This is a genomic window from Paenibacillus sp. JT22N7 (genome assembly GCF_059383875.1).
This window is the reverse complement of record NZ_JBXENY010000005.1, coordinates 35,635-52,851: the sequence shown is the minus strand read 5'-3', so window position 1 is coordinate 52,851 and position 17,217 is coordinate 35,635. Positions and strand designations below refer to the sequence as shown.

22 protein-coding genes are annotated in these 17,217 nt (G+C 52.4%); all 22 read left to right on the top strand.

What is annotated here, in order from left to right; translation table 11 throughout:
- The first annotated feature begins 279 nt into the window (after positions 1-279).
- The 22 genes from AC50Y5_RS14735 to AC50Y5_RS14630 all read left to right on the top strand — a co-directional run bounded on the left by AC50Y5_RS14735 (position 280) and on the right by AC50Y5_RS14630 (position 17,217).
- The gene (locus AC50Y5_RS14735; protein WP_494861677.1) at positions 280-1,821 is read left to right on the top strand and encodes a phage portal protein; all 1,542 of its coding nucleotides are present in this window, start codon (positions 280-282) and stop codon (positions 1,819-1,821) included.
- Positions 1,814-2,569, top strand: coding sequence for a phage minor capsid protein (locus AC50Y5_RS14730; RefSeq protein WP_494861675.1), 756 nt, complete (start codon positions 1,814-1,816; stop codon positions 2,567-2,569). The genes AC50Y5_RS14735 and AC50Y5_RS14730 overlap by 8 nt, the downstream gene beginning before the upstream one ends.
- 280 nt (positions 2,570-2,849) lie before the next feature.
- A complete protein-coding gene (locus AC50Y5_RS14725) occupies positions 2,850-3,821 on the top strand; it encodes an LAGLIDADG family homing endonuclease (protein ID WP_494861673.1) in 972 nt (323 codons plus the stop codon).
- A gap of 23 nt (positions 3,822-3,844) precedes the next feature.
- On the top strand, positions 3,845-4,093 hold the full coding sequence (locus AC50Y5_RS14720) for a hypothetical protein (RefSeq protein WP_494861671.1): 249 nt from the start codon (positions 3,845-3,847) through the stop codon (positions 4,091-4,093).
- Positions 4,090-5,484, top strand: a complete 1,395-nt coding sequence (locus AC50Y5_RS14715; protein WP_494861669.1) for a polysaccharide deacetylase family protein — start codon at positions 4,090-4,092, stop codon at positions 5,482-5,484. Before AC50Y5_RS14720 ends, AC50Y5_RS14715 begins: the two co-directional genes overlap by 4 nt.
- Before the next feature lie 90 nt (positions 5,485-5,574).
- Entirely contained in the window at positions 5,575-6,270 is a 696-nt protein-coding gene (locus tag AC50Y5_RS14710) for a phage scaffolding protein (protein WP_494861667.1), read from the top strand.
- 74 nt (positions 6,271-6,344) lie between these two features.
- A complete protein-coding gene (locus AC50Y5_RS14705; RefSeq protein ID WP_494861665.1) occupies positions 6,345-7,433 on the top strand; it encodes an SU10 major capsid protein in 1,089 nt (362 codons plus the stop codon).
- A 1-nt stretch (position 7,434) separates the two neighbouring features.
- Positions 7,435-7,653, top strand: coding sequence for a hypothetical protein (locus tag AC50Y5_RS14700; protein WP_494861664.1), 219 nt, complete (start codon positions 7,435-7,437; stop codon positions 7,651-7,653).
- A 20-nt stretch (positions 7,654-7,673) separates the two neighbouring features.
- Positions 7,674-8,072 (top strand): hypothetical protein, encoded by a 399-nt coding sequence (locus tag AC50Y5_RS14695; protein ID WP_494861662.1) that lies wholly within the window; start codon positions 7,674-7,676, stop codon positions 8,070-8,072.
- The gene (locus tag AC50Y5_RS14690) at positions 8,072-8,389 is read left to right on the top strand and encodes a hypothetical protein (RefSeq protein WP_494861660.1); all 318 of its coding nucleotides are present in this window, start codon (positions 8,072-8,074) and stop codon (positions 8,387-8,389) included. The genes AC50Y5_RS14695 and AC50Y5_RS14690 overlap by 1 nt, the downstream gene beginning before the upstream one ends.
- Positions 8,389-8,880, top strand: a complete 492-nt coding sequence (locus AC50Y5_RS14685; RefSeq protein ID WP_494861658.1) for an HK97 gp10 family phage protein — start codon at positions 8,389-8,391, stop codon at positions 8,878-8,880. Before AC50Y5_RS14690 ends, AC50Y5_RS14685 begins: the two co-directional genes overlap by 1 nt.
- Entirely contained in the window at positions 8,867-9,316 is a 450-nt protein-coding gene (locus AC50Y5_RS14680; protein WP_494861656.1) for a hypothetical protein, read from the top strand. Before AC50Y5_RS14685 ends, AC50Y5_RS14680 begins: the two co-directional genes overlap by 14 nt.
- 12 nt (positions 9,317-9,328) lie before the next feature.
- Entirely contained in the window at positions 9,329-10,372 is a 1,044-nt protein-coding gene (locus AC50Y5_RS14675; protein ID WP_494861654.1) for a phage tail sheath subtilisin-like domain-containing protein, read from the top strand.
- A 14-nt stretch (positions 10,373-10,386) separates the two neighbouring features.
- Complete coding sequence (locus tag AC50Y5_RS14670; RefSeq protein WP_494861652.1) at positions 10,387-10,827, top strand: phage tail tube protein; 441 nt, start codon at positions 10,387-10,389, stop codon at positions 10,825-10,827.
- Positions 10,828-10,933: 106 nt separating this feature from the next.
- On the top strand, positions 10,934-11,317 hold the full coding sequence (locus tag AC50Y5_RS14665; protein WP_494861650.1) for a phage tail assembly chaperone: 384 nt from the start codon (positions 10,934-10,936) through the stop codon (positions 11,315-11,317).
- Positions 11,318-11,490: 173 nt separating this feature from the next.
- Complete coding sequence (locus AC50Y5_RS14660; protein WP_494861648.1) at positions 11,491-13,179, top strand: hypothetical protein; 1,689 nt, start codon at positions 11,491-11,493, stop codon at positions 13,177-13,179.
- A complete protein-coding gene (locus AC50Y5_RS14655; RefSeq protein WP_494861646.1) occupies positions 13,179-13,853 on the top strand; it encodes a LysM peptidoglycan-binding domain-containing protein in 675 nt (224 codons plus the stop codon). Before AC50Y5_RS14660 ends, AC50Y5_RS14655 begins: the two co-directional genes overlap by 1 nt.
- Complete coding sequence (locus AC50Y5_RS14650; protein ID WP_494861644.1) at positions 13,850-14,902, top strand: XkdQ/YqbQ family protein; 1,053 nt, start codon at positions 13,850-13,852, stop codon at positions 14,900-14,902. The genes AC50Y5_RS14655 and AC50Y5_RS14650 overlap by 4 nt, the downstream gene beginning before the upstream one ends.
- The gene (locus tag AC50Y5_RS14645; protein ID WP_494861638.1) at positions 14,899-15,174 is read left to right on the top strand and encodes a DUF2577 family protein; all 276 of its coding nucleotides are present in this window, start codon (positions 14,899-14,901) and stop codon (positions 15,172-15,174) included. The genes AC50Y5_RS14650 and AC50Y5_RS14645 overlap by 4 nt, the downstream gene beginning before the upstream one ends.
- Positions 15,174-15,581: a DUF2634 domain-containing protein gene (locus AC50Y5_RS14640; RefSeq protein ID WP_494861636.1), complete on the top strand. Its 408-nt coding sequence runs from the start codon at positions 15,174-15,176 to the stop codon at positions 15,579-15,581. Before AC50Y5_RS14645 ends, AC50Y5_RS14640 begins: the two co-directional genes overlap by 1 nt.
- Positions 15,581-16,648: a baseplate J/gp47 family protein gene (locus AC50Y5_RS14635; RefSeq protein ID WP_494861634.1), complete on the top strand. Its 1,068-nt coding sequence runs from the start codon at positions 15,581-15,583 to the stop codon at positions 16,646-16,648. Before AC50Y5_RS14640 ends, AC50Y5_RS14635 begins: the two co-directional genes overlap by 1 nt.
- Complete coding sequence (locus AC50Y5_RS14630; RefSeq protein WP_494861632.1) at positions 16,645-17,217, top strand: putative phage tail protein; 573 nt, start codon at positions 16,645-16,647, stop codon at positions 17,215-17,217. The genes AC50Y5_RS14635 and AC50Y5_RS14630 overlap by 4 nt, the downstream gene beginning before the upstream one ends.

Below are 17,217 nucleotides of genomic sequence, written 5' to 3'. Positions count from 1 at the left end.
GGACGATGGCGTAGACGCTTGGGAATGTACTATCTTTCGGAATGAGTCAGGTTCGCTATCCTCGGAATTGATTAAAGAGGCCATTGAAGTAACTAAGCAACAATGGGGCGAGCCGCCGAGAGACGGAATAATCACATACGTAAATCAATCTAAAATCAGGAGCGTTAATCCTGGTTTTTGCTTTTTAAAGGCCGGATGGATCAAGAGCGGCATGAGTAAGAAACGGAAGCTATTGCGCTTAACTGCGCCAGCTTAGTGAAAGGAGGACGCAATCCAACTATGACACGCAAATTTTACACCGGCGCACAGTATCCGCCGACAGCCGACATCGAACGCATTTCGAAGTATTATCGCGGAAAGGCGATATTTGCCGGACGCCAAGCGGAGATATACGACCGCGCAACGGAACTGCTCAAAGGTACGCCGCACGAACCGCAGCTCAAATCGCTGTTTATCGCGGTTAACTTAATCGACGTATTGCTCACGAAGCCTGCCGACTTAATGGTTACGGAGCCGCCATCGTTTAATAGCGGTAAGGCGGGAGACAGCGCGGAACAGGCGCGATTAAACGCTATTGTCGAAGAGAACGATTTAACGCAGCTCATCCACGAATTAGTTATCGGGGCCGGCTATCGCGGTGACTCGTTCGTCAAAACGTACTATGCTTCGCGCGCAGACGTAAGCGAAACGGAAGCCTTACGCGCTGATTACGCAGATATCACGCTTCCAGCAGCGCCGAAAGAACCGATCATCGAATCCGTCGACGCGGCGATCGTATTTCCGGAGTTATCGCGAGGCAGCCGTAAGAAGTTCCGCGCAATTAATATCGCGTGGATTGAGTGGGTAGGAACGTATTCTATCCTCGGCGGGACGACAGAGCGTCCGTATCTCAACGTCGAGCGCCACGTACCGGGCTACATCGTATATGAGCGCTATGAAGCGTCGGAAGCAGGCGTTGTCAATACGTACGGTTATCCGGTCATGACGTTTAATATCGGCGAGCGGGTTTCAACGCGCCGCGAAAGCAATATCGAAGCTTCCGGCGTACCGCAGCTCCTCGTCCATCATATCCCGTATAAGACGACGGACGACGATTGGCGCGGAATCAGTGGCGTCGAGAAGGTTGAGTCCGTATTGGCAGCGATAAACGACCGGCTCGTACAGATCGACTATATCCTATGGAAACACAGCGACCCTATCGCGTATGGCCCGGACATTGACGGAGATGACGGCGTACGTTGGGGCGGCAAGTACATTCCGGTTAATAAGGACGAAGTTGCTCCGGGTTACATGGTGTGGGAAGGCCAACTCGAAGCCGCGTTTAAGGAACTCGACATCCTACTCGGTATCCTTTACCAAATGAGCGAGACGCCGCAATGGTTATTCGGTACGACGCTCTCAGCGGACAAAGGCGGCAGCGGCACGTCACACACGGACGGCGGCGCAATCAAAGCACGCTTCATGCCGATCTTGACGAAGGTGACGCGTATCAGAAACCACGTTGACCGCGCGATTCGGGACGCCTTGTGGACGGCGATGCAGCTCGAAAACGTAGCGAACGAGGGCGTAGAAGGTTACGAGCCGTACGAGGCCGTTTATCCAACGATTACCTGGCGCGATGGCATCCCGAAAGACGACAAGGCCGAAGCGGAGGTTTACTCGATCCGTACCGGCGGCCAAGCGACAATCGACGTTAAGTCCGCTATTAAGCGTTTGGACGGCGTAAACGATACGCAGGCCGAGCAGATTTTAGCGCAAATAAGCGCGGATGATGAGCGAGTCAACGGAACCGTAGAATCAACGGTGTTTAACGATGAGTAAGGACGTCGATAGGGACGTAGCGGAGATAACGAAGCTTTATACGGACGCGGTTAAGGACGTTAAAGCCGAAATGGATCGCGTAGACGTCGCGAATCTCACACGCAAATCTGGCGACGGATTATTTAAGAAGCTCGGCGGCATCTTCGGACGAACACGGACCGGAGCGGCTGATTGGGTTACGCGGACAATACCAAACGCAATTAAGTCCGGCATTGATCGGGCATTAAACGCGCTCGGTATCGGCAGCATCAACCGTACGCCGCTTAATCGCGCAAATCAAGCGGCTGGCGCAGCGTTTAAGGAAGACACTTACGCGGACTTACTCGCCATCACACAGAATATGGAACGGCGTACGAAAGCGGCCATCCGTAAGGCGGTAGCGGACGTCATGCGCGAACAAATGGCGACAGGAGTTAACGGACGGAAGACAATCAACGCTGCGACAATCGCCCGTATTCGCGCGGACCTCGGAGCTGCGGCCGATAGCGCGATCGTGGACGCAGGCGGGCGGCGGTGGAAAGTTGGAACGTACGTAGATATGGTTACGCGGACAAAGCTGATGCAAGCGCAGATTAACGGGACGATAAACGAGGCGCTAGGACGCGGAGTTATGTACGCGACGATATCGAGTCACGGCGCGAAGGATGCTTGCGCAAGGTGGGAAGGCCGTACGATCAAGCTTACGCCGGACGCTCCGGGCGATTATCCGTATATCGGCGATCTTCCAAGGCGCGAGATATTCCATTAACATACGGGTGGCTTTACGCGGCGACGCGTATCGAACAACCGCTTAAATTCAGGGAACCCGTAACGTAAAGACGACGGCAACCGTGAGCGAAACCTATCCGCGTACATCGCAATCACAAAGTAGATAGGGACGTGCAGAGACTATAATAGCGGGGTCTCTTCGGAGATCATGGGATAGTCCGAACCTACGAGAAACCGTAGAATAGTTCGCCAAACTGTAAACATGTCATAACGCCCATACGTAATCCCGAAAAATAATAAACAGCGAGGAGCGCGATCGATTGAATTACGGAGACAAGACGCAATCTGAGCGAGTATTAAGCGGGAAGAAGACGAGAATTAACGTCGAGTATTACGTCACAGAAGACGAGTTCCGCTCATTACGATCTGACGGAAGGAGTATTCGAGAGATATGCGCAGAGATAGAGTTTCCTAGCACTGGCGCGGTTCTGAATAAGTACGTGCTAGAAAAGGGCTGGGAAATTGGCGCGCGGATAACTGGCCGGAAACCTACGACAGTAGTGGACGAAGACTTCTTTAAACAATGGACGAGAGAAAGCGCTTGGGTGTACGGTTGGCTTCTTACTGACGGGTCAGTCGACGAAGCAAGAGGTCACGTACGCCTAATGCTTAAGCGTACGGATGCCGACGTACTCAGTAAAATTAAAACTGTTATGCGTTTTAGCGGTCGTGTTTATACAGGCGAACACAGAGACGGAAGGCAATACGCCTACTTGCGAATGTGCAGAAGAAATATGGTAGCGGACTTGTCGGAATTAGGAATGCCGATCGAGAATAAAACCTTCAACGCGTCGTTTCCAGCAACGTTGCCAAACGAATTATTCTGGGACTTTATGCGAGGTGTGACGGAAGGTGACGGAAATATAAAGCACGGCAAGCAATGGAATGACCTTACTGTCAGCGTGTCCAGCGCTTCTCCGGAGTTTTTGCCGTCTCTACAAGAGCGGTTACTGACATACGGCGTGTCCACAACGTTATCTGAGTATGCGCCTGGAAAGTCAGGGCGTAAAAACACGTTATACAACATAGCAACAAAATCGAACGCCGACGCACTCCGTTGGTGTTTTTTGATGTACAAAAATACGGACTCAACGAAAAGACTTGACCGGAAGTTTAGTATTTTCAGTGAGTATGTGCGCGGGTACTACGACCGAAATCGCCGTTCTACTCGCTGTATAAGTGAAATCGAAACTATCAAACAACACTTTGCCGATACAAGGCAAGCGAGTTAACGAAAGGAGACGAGCGACTAACAATGGCGAAAGCACTAAAGGCATTTAGCGGCACAACTACGAGCACCTTCAGCATGCCTAAGATAATGAACGAACTTGTAATATGTAACGATGGAGCAGCGAATCTAACGTTTACAGTAAACGGAGAGACGTTCACGCTTCGACCCGGATACACGCTCGACGAGGAGTTGGAGCCGTTTAAAGAGATTACGGTTACAGCAACGGACGCTTACTTCGGCTATGCGCGTCGCCAAGGGAATGAAACGCGATGAGTAGACGCGGACTAACACAGAAACCAGGCGGAGGCACAACGGACACGACAGCGAGAAGCTTGGCGGAGGACGCGATTAAGTACGGCAATGTTTATCCGGACATCATCCGGGAGCAAGCGAAAGTAGCGCGCGGCGGCATCATCGGGTTGAACGGTAAAGCAGCATTCGCGATTCGGTTCGACGATTCAACTTACTTCGTCAAAACGAATATGCTCGCGGAAATGAAATCGCGCGGCTTTCCGTTCTCGGTCGGCGTCATCGCGAATCCGGCCAACGCGAACAACAATACCGTCACATCAGCGGAGCTGCTACAGTGGTCGCAGCGTTACGGAATGGAAACGTGGGCGCACGGATACGACCACACGACGCCGCTTATCTCGGCGGATTTACAGCGCGAGATCGTTACGTCAAAAGAGACGTTAGAAGCGTATGGACTGCGTTGCCAAGGCTTTATTCAAGTCGGCGCGAATCCGTCCGGACTGTATAACAACCTCGATAAAAACAGCGCGCTAACGAACTTTTACTCGGAAGCTGGCCGTTTGATTTACGAGAATCACGCGCATTATTGCGGCTATATTGGCGGATCAATACGCAGGCTGCCGACCGGCAACGTACTCGGCGCGAGTCATATTACAGTATCGCCCGTTCCAGCCGGTAAGACAAGCGCACAATGGCGAACGGAGGTTATCGCGCAGCTCGATCAATGCGTTAAGTACAAGTGGGGCGCAGCGCTATTAATCCATCCGCAAATGATTGATTACGCGAACGCATCGACTGGAACAAACATGAATATGTCCGACATTACGCTAATTCTTGACGCGTTGAAGGCGTATCGAGACGCGAATACTGCCGAGATGTTGACGCTGACCGGACTGCTTTACGCGGACCCCGGAACGTCACAACGCGTAGACTTGATGGCGGGCAATAATGGAGACTTTGCGGGAGTATCGCAAGCAACGCCGGGCTTTTGGTCGGGAACAACCGTATGGACGGATAAGACGTTCAACGCTACGGGCTATTGGAACGGGCCGAGTTTTACGCAGGACAATACGTTGTCCAACAGCGGAACGAATAACCTTCAGGGACAATTGAACGTACTCTTCGGATTTCCTGGCGAAACGTTCATGCTGCGCGGAAAAGTCCGATCGACGGGCGCGACGACACAGCGCATCAAAATCCAATTAACCGGATCGTCCGGCCTATTCCTCGATATCCAATCAGGTGCAGCGTGGGGCGAGATTTACGCGCCAACAACCGGAATGGAGTTGTACATTCCGTTCACACTTCCGGTAGATACAACGTTCCTCAAAATAGCGCTTGGTCGCGGTAATGGAGCGGCAGGAACCGGTAACGGCCTTGAATGGGCCGATTTACGCATCGTAAAAATTTAACGTTACTACAATTGTCCGATACGCCCATGACGCTAAACTGCGCGGCTGTACTAAACGATAGCCGACGGGCTTTAAACGGTTGGAGGACGCATGAATAACGAAACTAAACGCGATTATCTATTACCGTTGAATCTGCAATTATTTGCGGAAGGTGACGAAGATTCTGGCGATGAGGACGAAAAGCCGAGGAAGCTCGAATTTACGCAGGAGGAACTTGACGCGTTGATTGGCCGCGAAAAAGGCCGCGTGAAAAGTAAGTACGCTGATTACGACGAGCTGAAGGCGGAACGTGACCGTTTGAAAGCCGAAGAGGACGCGCGTAAAGCTGCGGAATTGACGGAGACGGAACGGTTGCAAGCGGAAAAGGCCGAGGCTGAGCGTAAAGCAGCGGAAGCTTCCGAGCGCGGCGACAAAGCGCTGAAGGCCGCTAACGACCGTGTTATTCGCGCAGAGTTCCGATTACTTGCGAAAGAGGCAGGCGTAAGAGCTGACGCAGTAGAGGACGCGTACAGGCTTGCGGACTTGAGCGGTGCGTCCGTAGATGATGACGGAAACGTGACCGGCGTTGACGACGTTGTAACTGCGTTGCTGGCCGATAAGCCGTATCTAGCTGCCGAAACGAAGAAGGAGCCGCGTGCGATCGGCGGTGGTTCAGGTGCTGGAGAAGAGAAGGCGGAAAAGACGAAGGAACAACTTATCGCGGAAGCTGGCGAGAAAGCGCGCAGGACCGGTCGAATTGAAGACCGCATGGCTTACGCCGCGCTTAAAGACACGCTAAATAAATAATCCAGAGGCCGAGTAGTTGGGCCTTTTTGTTTTGTCTCTTTACCCAAAAACCAATATAAAGGGGAAATTTAAAAATGGCTAAGGTATATAACGCAAATCTAGTAGGAAAGCGTGAGTCCGTAGTAGACGAAATCCTACTGCTTAATCCGCATCAGACTCCGCTCCTAAACGCGCTAGGTTTCGCTGAAGCAGCAACCGCAGTTGAACACGTTTGGTATGAGGATGAGATGTACGGAGATGAAACGGTAACGACTGCATCCGCCCTTGTCGGCGCAACGAGTATTGCCGTCGTATCTGTGGAGCCTTTCCGCGTAGGCCACGTTATTAAGATCGGCGAGGAGTTGCTTTACGTTTCCACCACTGATGTCGGAGCAAAAACGCTGACTGTTACGCGTGGTTATGCATCGACCACGGCTTCTGCTATCGCTTCTGGCGCGAAAGTCGAAGTATTGTTCGTAGAAGGCGCAGAAGGTGCCGACGCCCGTTCTGCACGGTTCAAACCGCGCGTCCGCAAGTCGAACATTACGCAGATTTTTGATGACTCAATTGACATTTCCGGTACAGCGCAGGCCGTTGCTCAATACGGCATCGATAACCTGTACGAACACGAGAAGCAGAAGAAACAACTTGAGCTTGCGCTACAACTCGAAAAGGCGCTGATTAACGGCGTGCAGTACGAGTCCGGTCAAATCCGCCAAATGAAGGGCATCCGCCAGTACATCACGACTAACGTTACTAACGTCGCTGGCGCCCTCACGATTAGCGCGATTAGCAATCTTGCGCAAGGTATTTATGAATCCGGCGGTTTTGCAAGTGGCGGTAACTATAAAATCATGGTTCCCGCTAAACAGAAGGTTGTACTTTCCGCTTCTGATTCGAACAAAATCCATATCACACAAGATGAGAATGTTCGCGGAGTAAAGGTGGATCATCTTGTTACGGACTTCGGGCAATTCGAAATCGTTCTCAACCAAAACCTGTCTTCGGACGAGCTTCTATTGGTTGACGCAAATCGAATGGCGATTCGACCTCTGAAGACACGCGAGTTTGGACATACGTTCATGGGCGCTAAGGGCGATTACATGAATGGTCAAATTGTCGGTGAGTACACGCTTGAGTTCCAGCAAGAGAAAGCACACGGCCGCCTGAAAGGCTTGGCGTAATATGCCGAAATACGAATCGCCGCGCTATCCAGAATTAGGCTTCTACGTAGACGGAAGCTTCCGCAGATTTCGCGGAGGCTTCTTTGTTACGGAAAGCGAGGCGGAAATCGCGGTACTAGACGAGTTGGTGGACGTTGTTCGCGTTGACGAACCGGAGGAAGCAGCGGAGGTAACTAAGCCCGTTAAGGCGCCTGCCTCGCGTAAATCCTCCGTAAAATAACAAACGGAGGAGGGCGTAATGTGGCGGTAAATGTAACGGAAGCAGACGAGTATATTGGCGCAAGTTGTATCGTAATTGAGGATTGGACGGACGCGGACGAAGCGAGTAAAGGACGCATACTAAACGTCGCTGGACGGACGCTGGCCCGGAAATACCCGAAGTATACGATACCTGACGCGGCTACCTACGAGTTTGCCAACGTACTCGCGACGGCTTACAACGACACAAATAAACTGGCACGCCAGGGCATCGAAGACTTTGCGCTCAATCTAACGGTAACGGTCGGATTCAAGGCGGATTTAGTCGTTGGGCCTGACGCCGATCCTGCGGCACTTATTCCGCAAGTTGCGCTCGATCTTATAGGCGCTGAAAACGGCGTTGTCATCTCGAAGCGCGGCGTTAAGTGGACGGTGATGTAATGGCGATATTACCGCTGAAGCAGACGGTTACAGTTACGAAAGCAGGCGTATCCGACGGTTGGGGACGTACATCGGCCGCCGAAGTTGTTACGTTAAAGGCTCGCGTAGAAGAGGTTACGAAAGTAGTTACGAATCAAGCCGGAGAGGAGGCGGTCGCCGATATGCGAATACTGCTCGATAAATTAGCGGCCATTGCGTACGACGACGTAATAACGTATGTAAACGAATTAGGCGTAACGATCGAACGCAGACCGATTAAGATACGGCCTATTCGTATGTTTAGCGGCCGCGCTATCTTGACGGAGGTGTACGTATAATGAGCGCGAGTAACAGGATAACGGTTAACATCGACGGCCGCCGTAATATTGCGCAGCGGATTCTCGGCGCGTTCTTCCGAAGCTGGGATCGTAGGCTCGATGATGCGCTAGATGAAGGCGCAGTCGTTGCGGCTCATGACGTCATGGATACGTGGAAGCGTAAGGCAGTCGACGTGGCTCCGCTCGATAAGGGGCATTTGCGGCGCAGCATTAAAGTCGACACGGAAAAGGACGGAGATAACGTTACCGGTACGATATCAGCGAGCGTCATCGAAATGCACGGCGCACGGAAACGTGACTATGCCGCGTACTTGCACGATGAGTATCCGGTTAAGCACGGCGACAGATTCCGCCATCCGACAACGCCCGGCACGATTCCGCGATTTATCGACGAGCCTCTGGAACGTTACGGCGCTGATTGGGCGGCCCAAATGGAAGACGATATAAAAGCGGAGCTGCGGCGAAGGGGGTTCCGAATTGGGCGTCGTTAATGATCTCGAATCGATTGAAGCTTTCGTCAAGGCCACGTTTCCAGACGTTGATACGGAGAAGCAAATCGTACCGCGTGAACCTTATAACGGCCTATTCGTCATCCGTTTGATAAACGACGGACGAACGACGGAGACGTTCCAACACTACCGCGCCGATCGCGATTACCAAATCGTATATTTTGGCGCACAAGTAGCGGATGTCCTGGCGAAGATGGATGCGTTAAGCAGCGCGATATATGACCGGAATTTAATACCGATTAACGCCTCATCGCGATACCTACGCGTCGGGGCGTTTTCTTTTGCGCAACCGTTCGAGACGGACGGCGATCTATTCGCGTCAATCGGCGTTTTGCGCGCGCAAGTACGTGAAAGGCGGACGCAAGTTAACGCGCCATTGATTGCGGAAGTTCGAACGGAAATTACTACGAAAATATAAGGGGGCTTTACATTGGCGGGAGGCACATGGATTCCTACGTCTCTACCTACGCGACCAGGCGTGTATATCAACTTTGTACAGGCGGCAGCAGCGGCAATTACTGGCGGCGAGCGCGGCATCGTTGCATTAGCGCTAAGCACATACGCGGGTACAGCGGTAGAGGAACGATATTACGAAGTAGAAACGGTAGCGGACGCAGAGGCACTATTCGGCGTTGCCAATATCGGCCCGATTACGCTCGCGTTTCAAGGCGGCGCGGCATCCGTGCTTGTTTATACGTTGCCAGAGGACGCAGTAACAGCGGATTATACGGCGATGCGCGCGGGCTTTGATACGCAATTCTTCAACGTCTTCGTTGCGTTCGAATACGACGTTACGGAGCAGGCAGCGCTTAAGACGTGGACAGTCGCTAATCGCGCGGACGGTAAACAGTACATGCTAGTCATCGGAGGCGACGCGACGTCTGACGCTGATCCGGCGCTCGGAAACGCGCGTTCAGCGTTGAACGAAGACGACTACATCGTCAACGTGATTAACGGCGCGGTCATCGGCGACGTATCGTACAACTCGTCCGAATACGCACCATTTGTTGCGGGCCTTATCGCAGGCACAGCGATTAACGCGTCGATTACTTACGCAGCTACGACGGCCAATGACGTGACAAAGCGCCTTTCCAACGCGCAAACAAACGCAGCTCTTGCGGCGGGCAGCCTCGTTTTAACCAACGATGGCAAGCGCGTAAAGATCGAGCAAGGCATTACGACTTCCGGCGCTAAGATTCGGAGTATCCGCGCGAGACAGGCGGTTATTGACGACATTTCAACGACTGCGAACGAATCGTACATCGGTAAGCTGCCGAATGACGACGACGGTCGGGCTGCGCTTATTGCGTCGGTTACGAAATACCTCGAAACGCTCGCGGATAACGGCGTCATGTCCGGCCCTGCGGTCGCGCTTGACCCGAACAATCCGTCGACTGGCGATAAAGTGTTCCTCGCGATTTCGTACGTTGAGATTGATTCGATGGAACGCATCTTCATGACCATTAACGTATAAGGAGGCGAAGAAAAATGACGATGGACCCAACGAAAGTAATAAGCGGCCGATTCGGCAAGCTATTTGATGCGGACGGTACTTGGTTAACGAACGTCACTACCGTTAACGCGACGATTAACTTCGACAAGGAAGATATTAAGATTGCGGGGACGAGATGGATCGGTAAAAAGGTAACGGGCGTAAGCGGTAGCGGCGATTTCAGCGGCTATCTCGTTACAAGCGAGTTGATCGAAAAAATCGGCCAAGGTACGGACGACACGAAGTCGGCGCTTGTAACCGAACTCATCTATTCCGTAACCGATCCGGATAACGGCGGCACGTATCGCGTACGTCTTAAAGGCGTAACGTTCGATAGTATTCCGCTGATTACGTCTGATGTCGGTTCGATGGTAGAGAACGAGTTTCCGTTCACATTTACGGGCCACCAAATCATGACGCCGTTACGCAATAGTTAACACGCGGTAACTAACGACAAATACACGCAATATCGACGGAGTAGGCTCGCAATCAAACGCGGCTGCTCCGTTTTATTTTGACTAAAAACAAACGGAGGAATCACGAATGAAAACGAAATCCAACGCACTTCAGGCGCTATTGGGCGCTAATAAATACGTTACACGCGACGTCCCAATGGCACGGTTAGGCGTTAATTTTACGGTTAAAGCGGTTGATCGCGACGTCATCGAGAAGGCGCGCCAAGAGTCGACGTTCGGTAACGGTAAAGGCGGCAAGGAACTGAACGCGGATATGTTTGCGGCAGCTCTCATCGTTAAAACGTGCGTGGAGCCGGACTTTTCTGACGCGGCCCTCATCGAGCATTACGGCGCGGAAGATGCGACAGACTGTGTCGAAAAAGCGTTGCTTGACGGAGAGATTAAACGTTTGTTTCAAGCGTCCTTAGAGGTTAACGGTTATGGCGAAGAGGAAATTGATTTCCCAAACTAATTAAGAGCGACGGCGAGGCGTGGCTGTTACACGTCATATTCCAGCGGCATCATATTCCGCCTCACGTCGTGTATCAGCTTGGGGAACGCGAAAAACGCTTTATGTACGAGTCTATGCGCTACCAAATCGAAGAAGAAGCGCGGGAACGACGTAAAGCAGAGAGGAGATAGCGAATGGCTTTTAACTTAACGGCATATATGCGTATTGTCGACCAGGCAACGCGTCCTTTGCGCACAGTCAGTAGGGCAATCGTAGGAACGGCGGGCAAATTGTCTGGACTTACCGCAGGCGTAGGCGCGTTGGCGGCGGCTTACACGGGAGCTAGCGCTGCGGCAAAATTATTCCATAGTACGATTGGCGCGGCAGCAGAGGCGGAGATGAGTACGAGTACCATAACGGCACTGTTCAAAGGCGACGAGAAGAAAGCGAAGGAATACTACGACTTTATTAATCAGAAATCGGCCGAGTCCGTACTAAGTGATACGGACTTCTTAAACGCGTCGAAATCTTTCATCATAATGAGTAAAGATATGGACGACTTACGGGAGCTGACAAACATAGCGGAACGCCTAGCAATTCTGGACCCTATGCAAGGTCTAGAAGGTGCCGCCGTTGCGCTGCGTGAGTTAAACAGCGGAGACATTACTAGTTTGGCCGAAAGATTCGAGATGCCCCGCAGCGTCCTTAAAGAAATAAAAAACCTCCCGTTAGCTAAACAATTAGCGGCGCTGGACAAGGAACTGACGAAATACGGCATTACCCAGGACCTCATCACAGCACAAGGACAAACTGCGCTAGGGCTTTACCGAAAGTCGGTCGATAAGACGAGAATGGCTTTCCGTGACATGGGCTTTGGTGCGCTTGAGAAGTTGAAACCGATATTACGCGACGTAAATAAGTGGCTCGATGTCAATTCTGTGGCTATTTCGAAATTCGGCGGTAACGCACTTACGGGACTAGTCAGCAACTTAGTAAAGGCGATTGACAAAGGGAAGAAGTATATCGCGGATAACTTTACAAACAATTCTAAGTTTATGAAGATTCCCACGTTTGAAGGCAAGGTAGAGTTTGTTTTTGATACCGTAAAGACTTCCTTCGATAAATGGTGGGAAGGATCGGGAGAAGCGGCCTTTAAAGGTTATTCGGAAAAGATAGTCGGAACGCTACTAGGATCAGCAGAAGGGTACTACCCGCAAATTACGAGTATGGGACTGACAGTCGGAAAGGGAATAGCGGAAGGTGCAGCTTCTGGATTCGTAGAAGGCATAAAGAACGATCCTGTCTTAGCGTTAGTGTTGGGAGCAGTTGCGGGACTGCACGCAGGCGGGTACGTAGGACTTGTCGTAGGTATCTCTATCGCGGCTGCTCCGTGGGTTATACAGCTTCTGGACTATATAAGCTCGCAAAGCCCCGCAGCAAAGGGGGCGGCCAGGGCGGAGAATATCTCATCTCTGTATGAAGCGATGGAAAATAAACCTAAAGATACCCCCCTTTATGGTAATACGTCACTATCAGCGGCTGAGCCGAAGACTTCCTTTTACGATAAGTTGAAGGACGCGGGTTCGGATTTCCTAGACAACCCACTATGGCTGAATAGCTTGAGTAAGAAGATTGACGAAGCTGTTTCGGGTAGCGGTAAGGATACTCCCGCCAGTCAGGTAAGTTACGCACCTTCTGTACCGCCACAACCGACACCAGTTACGAACAATACGACCGTCACCGTCAACATGGGCGGAGCCACTATCCGCGAAGAGGCGGACATCGGTAAAATCGCGCGTAGTTTGTATACGATGATTTCTGACGCTAACAACGCGAACGCGAAACCAGGCGGAAAACGGTTAGGGGGGGCGAGCGAATACTAATGGCGAAGAATCCGATACAGTTTCATCTCAGCTTCAACAACGGAGCCGAACGTCTTCAGCTTCCGGTCAATCCCGAATCAATTTCCGTTTCTACTTCGCACGGTTACACGGACTTGGACGCGGCTCAATTCGGCGAGTATACCGTTATCGGCCAGCGCCGCCAAACGGAGTTTCGGTTCAGTTCGTTCTTTCCGCGCGACTACAACGCGACTTACTGCGCGTACTCACCGCTGCCGAAGCCGTGGAATTGCGTCCATAAAATACAGCGCTGGATGCGGTCAGGCGAGCCGTTGCGGTTAACGGTAACGGGAACGCCGATCAATCTTGCGGTAACCGTCCGCGATTTCACGTACGAGCCGGAGCGCGGCGGTAATCCTGGCGATATCTACTTCGATCTATCCCTGCGCGAGTACCGATTCGTAAGTTATCGTAAGCTCGGTTATGCTGCGGATAAAACGACGGTTACGACGGCTTCAGCGGGCCGAGCGGACACGGGCGAGAAGGTATCGAATTATACCGTATCGCGCGGAGACTCTCTGTTTAAGATCGCGGCCAAGTCGGAAGTGTACGGAAACGGCGATAAATGGCGGCAGATTTACGACGCGAACAAAAAGCTAATCGGAGCGAATCCGAATTTGATAACGCTCGGTCAAAAGCTGGTGATTCCGCGATGAATGTACCGCAGGACTTACGCGTCCTCTATAACGGAGGCAACGGAGACATTTATATAGAAGAGATAACGCAATCGGTCGAATGGTCGGGCGACGTCAAGCAGGCGTATCGTACGCTTCAAGTGACGTTAACCAACACGCTCGACGGCGTTAAGCCTATCGCGGAATTTCAGCTCGGCAAAGACCTCCGATTATTTTCGGATGGCGTCGAACTGTTTCGCGGATTCATATTCCGCCGCAGCACGGATCAATCCGGATCGATGACGCTCGTTGCGTACGACGAGAACGTATACCTCACGAAGAACGAGGATACGAAAAAGTTTACGAAGATGACCGCGAGCCAGATTATCCGGAAGCTTTGCGTTGAGTTCGGTATCAGCGTCGGCACAATTGCAGAAACACCGTATGTCATCCCGAAGCTCATCTTGCGAGACATGACGTTATGGGACATGATGACGACGGCTTTAACGGTTACGCGTAAGCACGGAGGCGGCCGTTATTTTATCTACGCTGCGGAAGGCGCGCTTCATCTCGCGAAACGGACGGATAGGAAGGCCGCGTTCATCATCGAGTCGGCGACGAATCTACTCGAAGCGTCCTACTCGCAGTCAATCGAGGACATGCGCAATCAGGTTCGCATTGTCGGCGGGGATGAGAAGAAAAAGCCGGTTATAGCGGTCGCATCCGATCAAGCATCGATTGAAGGATACGGACTTATGCAGCATTTCGAGACGGGCGATTCTGACGCAACGCAGGCGGAAATAACGAAGCTGGCAGCGGACAGGCTCGCGGAATTAAACGTAATCGACGACGAAGCGATCGTCACGGCGGAAGGCTACGATGACACTTACGCAGGCGTATCCGTTTACGTACACGATGCGATGACGCAAATTATCGGCAGCTATTACGTGAGCAGCGATGTCCATACGTGGGCAGCCGGTATGCATAAGATGGTGCTTACGTTATCCGCGACGGACGATCTGCCGACGCTTGAATACACGCCGCCACCTGAAGCGGACTCGAAGACTAAAACGAAGGAGGACGCGGAATGAAACCGGAGGGAAGCGTAGCGCAGAAGCTACATGACGTTATCCGACAAATTGGCGCGAATAAGGACACGCAGCTCGAAATCGGTACGGTAACGGCCGCGTCGCCGGAGTTTACCGTACAGATCGACGGCACGAAGCTCGAACTTGATGCGGACGATTGCGTCGTAGCCGAGCGCCTTACAGAAAGCGGCCTTGCCGTCGATGACCGCGTTATTCTCGCGGAACTATCGGACGGCCAAACATATGTAATCCTCGACCGATTGGGGGCGTTCTAATGGCGCTTAAGCCATCAAATCCAACGAGTGGCCGCGTAATCACGGCGGACGTCACGCCGGAGCCGAGCCGGACTTACGATATATTCGAGCAACAATTGACCGCGATCATTGACGGCGAATCGGCACTCCGCCAGTTTATCCGGAAGGCGCTCGTTACAGCGCGTGACCAGCATCTCATATACGACACAGATTACGGTAACGAAATCACGTCATTAATCGGACAAAACGTTAACAACGAGCTATTTGACGCGGAGATAACGCGTATCATCCGCGAAGCACTTATATACGATGACCGCATATTAAGCGTCGATGACTTCGTTATTACACGGAGCGCCGACGCTTGTTTTATTACGTTCGCTGTCGAGGCAGTTAATGGTGACATTATTACGGAAGGAGTGACGCTTTAATGTACGAGGATCAAACGAAGGCTGCGATACTTCAACGCATGCTTGACGCGAGTCCGGCGGAAATCGATAAGCGGCAAGGTTCGGCGACTTACGATTTACTATCGCCCGCAGCTATCGAAATGGCGCTTGCCTACATCGAAATGGACAACGTACTCAATTTCGGCTTTGTCGATACAACGTACGGAATTTACCTCGATTTACGTGCGGCCGAGTACGGATTAACGCGTAAGCTGTCGGCTAAGGCTGCGGGTTCTTTGTATTTCAGCGGTGCGTCTGGCGTAACGGTTCCGGTCGGGACTCGCGTACAGACATCGGCAGCGGGCGAAGAGCCGGTTTATTTTACGACGACTGCGTCCGGTACGCTTACGGGACGGCCTGCGCGAGTCACAGTACCGGCGGAAGCCGACGAAGCAAGTGCGTCCGGAAACGTAGCGGCTGGCGCCATTAATACCGTCTTAGGCGGCTTGTCCGGCGTTGTGACCGTAACAAATCTCGCAGCATTCACGGGCGGATCGGTCGGAGAAACGGAAGAGGAGTTTCGGACGCGTATCCTCGAACGGGCGGCCAAGCCTGCAACAAGCGGCAACGCGAATCAGTACCGGCAATGGGCGCTTGAGGTTAACGGAGTTTCGGACGCGCAAGTTATTCCGGTGTGGTCCGGCCCTGGTACGGTTAAGGTCGTATTGCTCGCGGCAGATAAGACAGCGCCGGACAGCGGTACGGTAACGGCAGCGGCGGCATATATCGAAAGCTTGCGTCCGATCGGCGCAACGGTGACGGTGGCGGCAGCGGCAGAGATTCCGATTAACGTTTCCGTCTCCGTAACACTCGCGCCGGGAGCTACGATTGAAGCCGTCGAAGCGCAAATAACCGAAGGCGTAACGGCGTATCTCGCGTCGATTGCGTTTAAAGATAACCTCGTCCGTTACACGCGGATTGCTGCGGTAATACTCGACATTCCGCCGGTCGTGGATTACGAGGACTTAACGGTTAACGGCGGCGTATCAAACGTACTAATCAACGCAGGCCAAGTCGCTATACCTGGAACGGTGGCGGTTACGGAATGAGGACGCTAACGGAGATTCAACGCGATATGCACGATTACTTGCCGCGTTACTACGAAGACATTCCGACCGCTACGAATATCATCGACTGCGAGGCCGCTGAAGCTGCGCAGATTAATGCGGACATATACGACGTGCTTGCGCAGATGTTTGTTGATACGGCGACTTGGGCTTTGCCGCGATGGGAACGTAACTTCGCGCTAGACACGGACGTTACGAAACCGATCGACCAGCGGCGCGCTGTCATTAAATCGCGTATTCGCGGAGTCGGAACGGTAACGGCGGCCTTAATCGAATCCATCGCGGAGGCTTACGCAAACGGCGATGTTGAGGTCGTGGAGGATAACACGCATTATACGGTGAAGCTGACGTTCATCTCTGCGTTAGGACAGCCGCCTAATTTCGCGGATTTGGAAGCTGCGGTGCGGGACGCTATGCCGGCGCACTTGGCCGTCGAGTACGTGTTTTTGTATACGACGTTTGGGCAGCTCGAAGGTTACGGCGTTACGTTCGGCGATATTCAGACGGCTGGACTTACATTCGCGCAATTAGAAATATGGGAGGGACCGTAA

Excerpts from the sequence above, each read along its gene's own strand:
- AC50Y5_RS14735 (WP_494861677.1), top strand. The coding sequence starts at position 280 with ATGACACGCAAATTTTACACCGGCGCACAGTATCCGCCGACAGCCGAC.
- AC50Y5_RS14730 (WP_494861675.1), top strand. The coding sequence starts at position 1,814 with ATGAGTAAGGACGTCGATAGGGACGTAGCGGAGATAACGAAGCTTTAT.
- AC50Y5_RS14720 (WP_494861671.1), top strand. The coding sequence starts at position 3,845 with ATGGCGAAAGCACTAAAGGCATTTAGCGGCACAACTACGAGCACCTTC.
- AC50Y5_RS14715 (WP_494861669.1), top strand. The coding sequence starts at position 4,090 with ATGAGTAGACGCGGACTAACACAGAAACCAGGCGGAGGCACAACGGAC.
- AC50Y5_RS14710 (WP_494861667.1), top strand. The coding sequence starts at position 5,575 with ATGAATAACGAAACTAAACGCGATTATCTATTACCGTTGAATCTGCAA.
- AC50Y5_RS14705 (WP_494861665.1), top strand. The coding sequence starts at position 6,345 with ATGGCTAAGGTATATAACGCAAATCTAGTAGGAAAGCGTGAGTCCGTA.
- AC50Y5_RS14700 (WP_494861664.1), top strand. The coding sequence starts at position 7,435 with ATGCCGAAATACGAATCGCCGCGCTATCCAGAATTAGGCTTCTACGTA.
- AC50Y5_RS14690 (WP_494861660.1), top strand. The coding sequence starts at position 8,072 with ATGGCGATATTACCGCTGAAGCAGACGGTTACAGTTACGAAAGCAGGC.
- AC50Y5_RS14685 (WP_494861658.1), top strand. The coding sequence starts at position 8,389 with ATGAGCGCGAGTAACAGGATAACGGTTAACATCGACGGCCGCCGTAAT.
- AC50Y5_RS14670 (WP_494861652.1), top strand. The coding sequence starts at position 10,387 with ATGACGATGGACCCAACGAAAGTAATAAGCGGCCGATTCGGCAAGCTA.
- AC50Y5_RS14665 (WP_494861650.1), top strand. The coding sequence starts at position 10,934 with ATGAAAACGAAATCCAACGCACTTCAGGCGCTATTGGGCGCTAATAAA.
- AC50Y5_RS14660 (WP_494861648.1), top strand. The coding sequence starts at position 11,491 with ATGGCTTTTAACTTAACGGCATATATGCGTATTGTCGACCAGGCAACG.
- AC50Y5_RS14655 (WP_494861646.1), top strand. The coding sequence starts at position 13,179 with ATGGCGAAGAATCCGATACAGTTTCATCTCAGCTTCAACAACGGAGCC.
- AC50Y5_RS14650 (WP_494861644.1), top strand. The coding sequence starts at position 13,850 with ATGAATGTACCGCAGGACTTACGCGTCCTCTATAACGGAGGCAACGGA.
- AC50Y5_RS14645 (WP_494861638.1), top strand. The coding sequence starts at position 14,899 with ATGAAACCGGAGGGAAGCGTAGCGCAGAAGCTACATGACGTTATCCGA.
- AC50Y5_RS14640 (WP_494861636.1), top strand. The coding sequence starts at position 15,174 with ATGGCGCTTAAGCCATCAAATCCAACGAGTGGCCGCGTAATCACGGCG.
- AC50Y5_RS14635 (WP_494861634.1), top strand. The coding sequence starts at position 15,581 with ATGTACGAGGATCAAACGAAGGCTGCGATACTTCAACGCATGCTTGAC.
- AC50Y5_RS14630 (WP_494861632.1), top strand. The coding sequence starts at position 16,645 with ATGAGGACGCTAACGGAGATTCAACGCGATATGCACGATTACTTGCCG.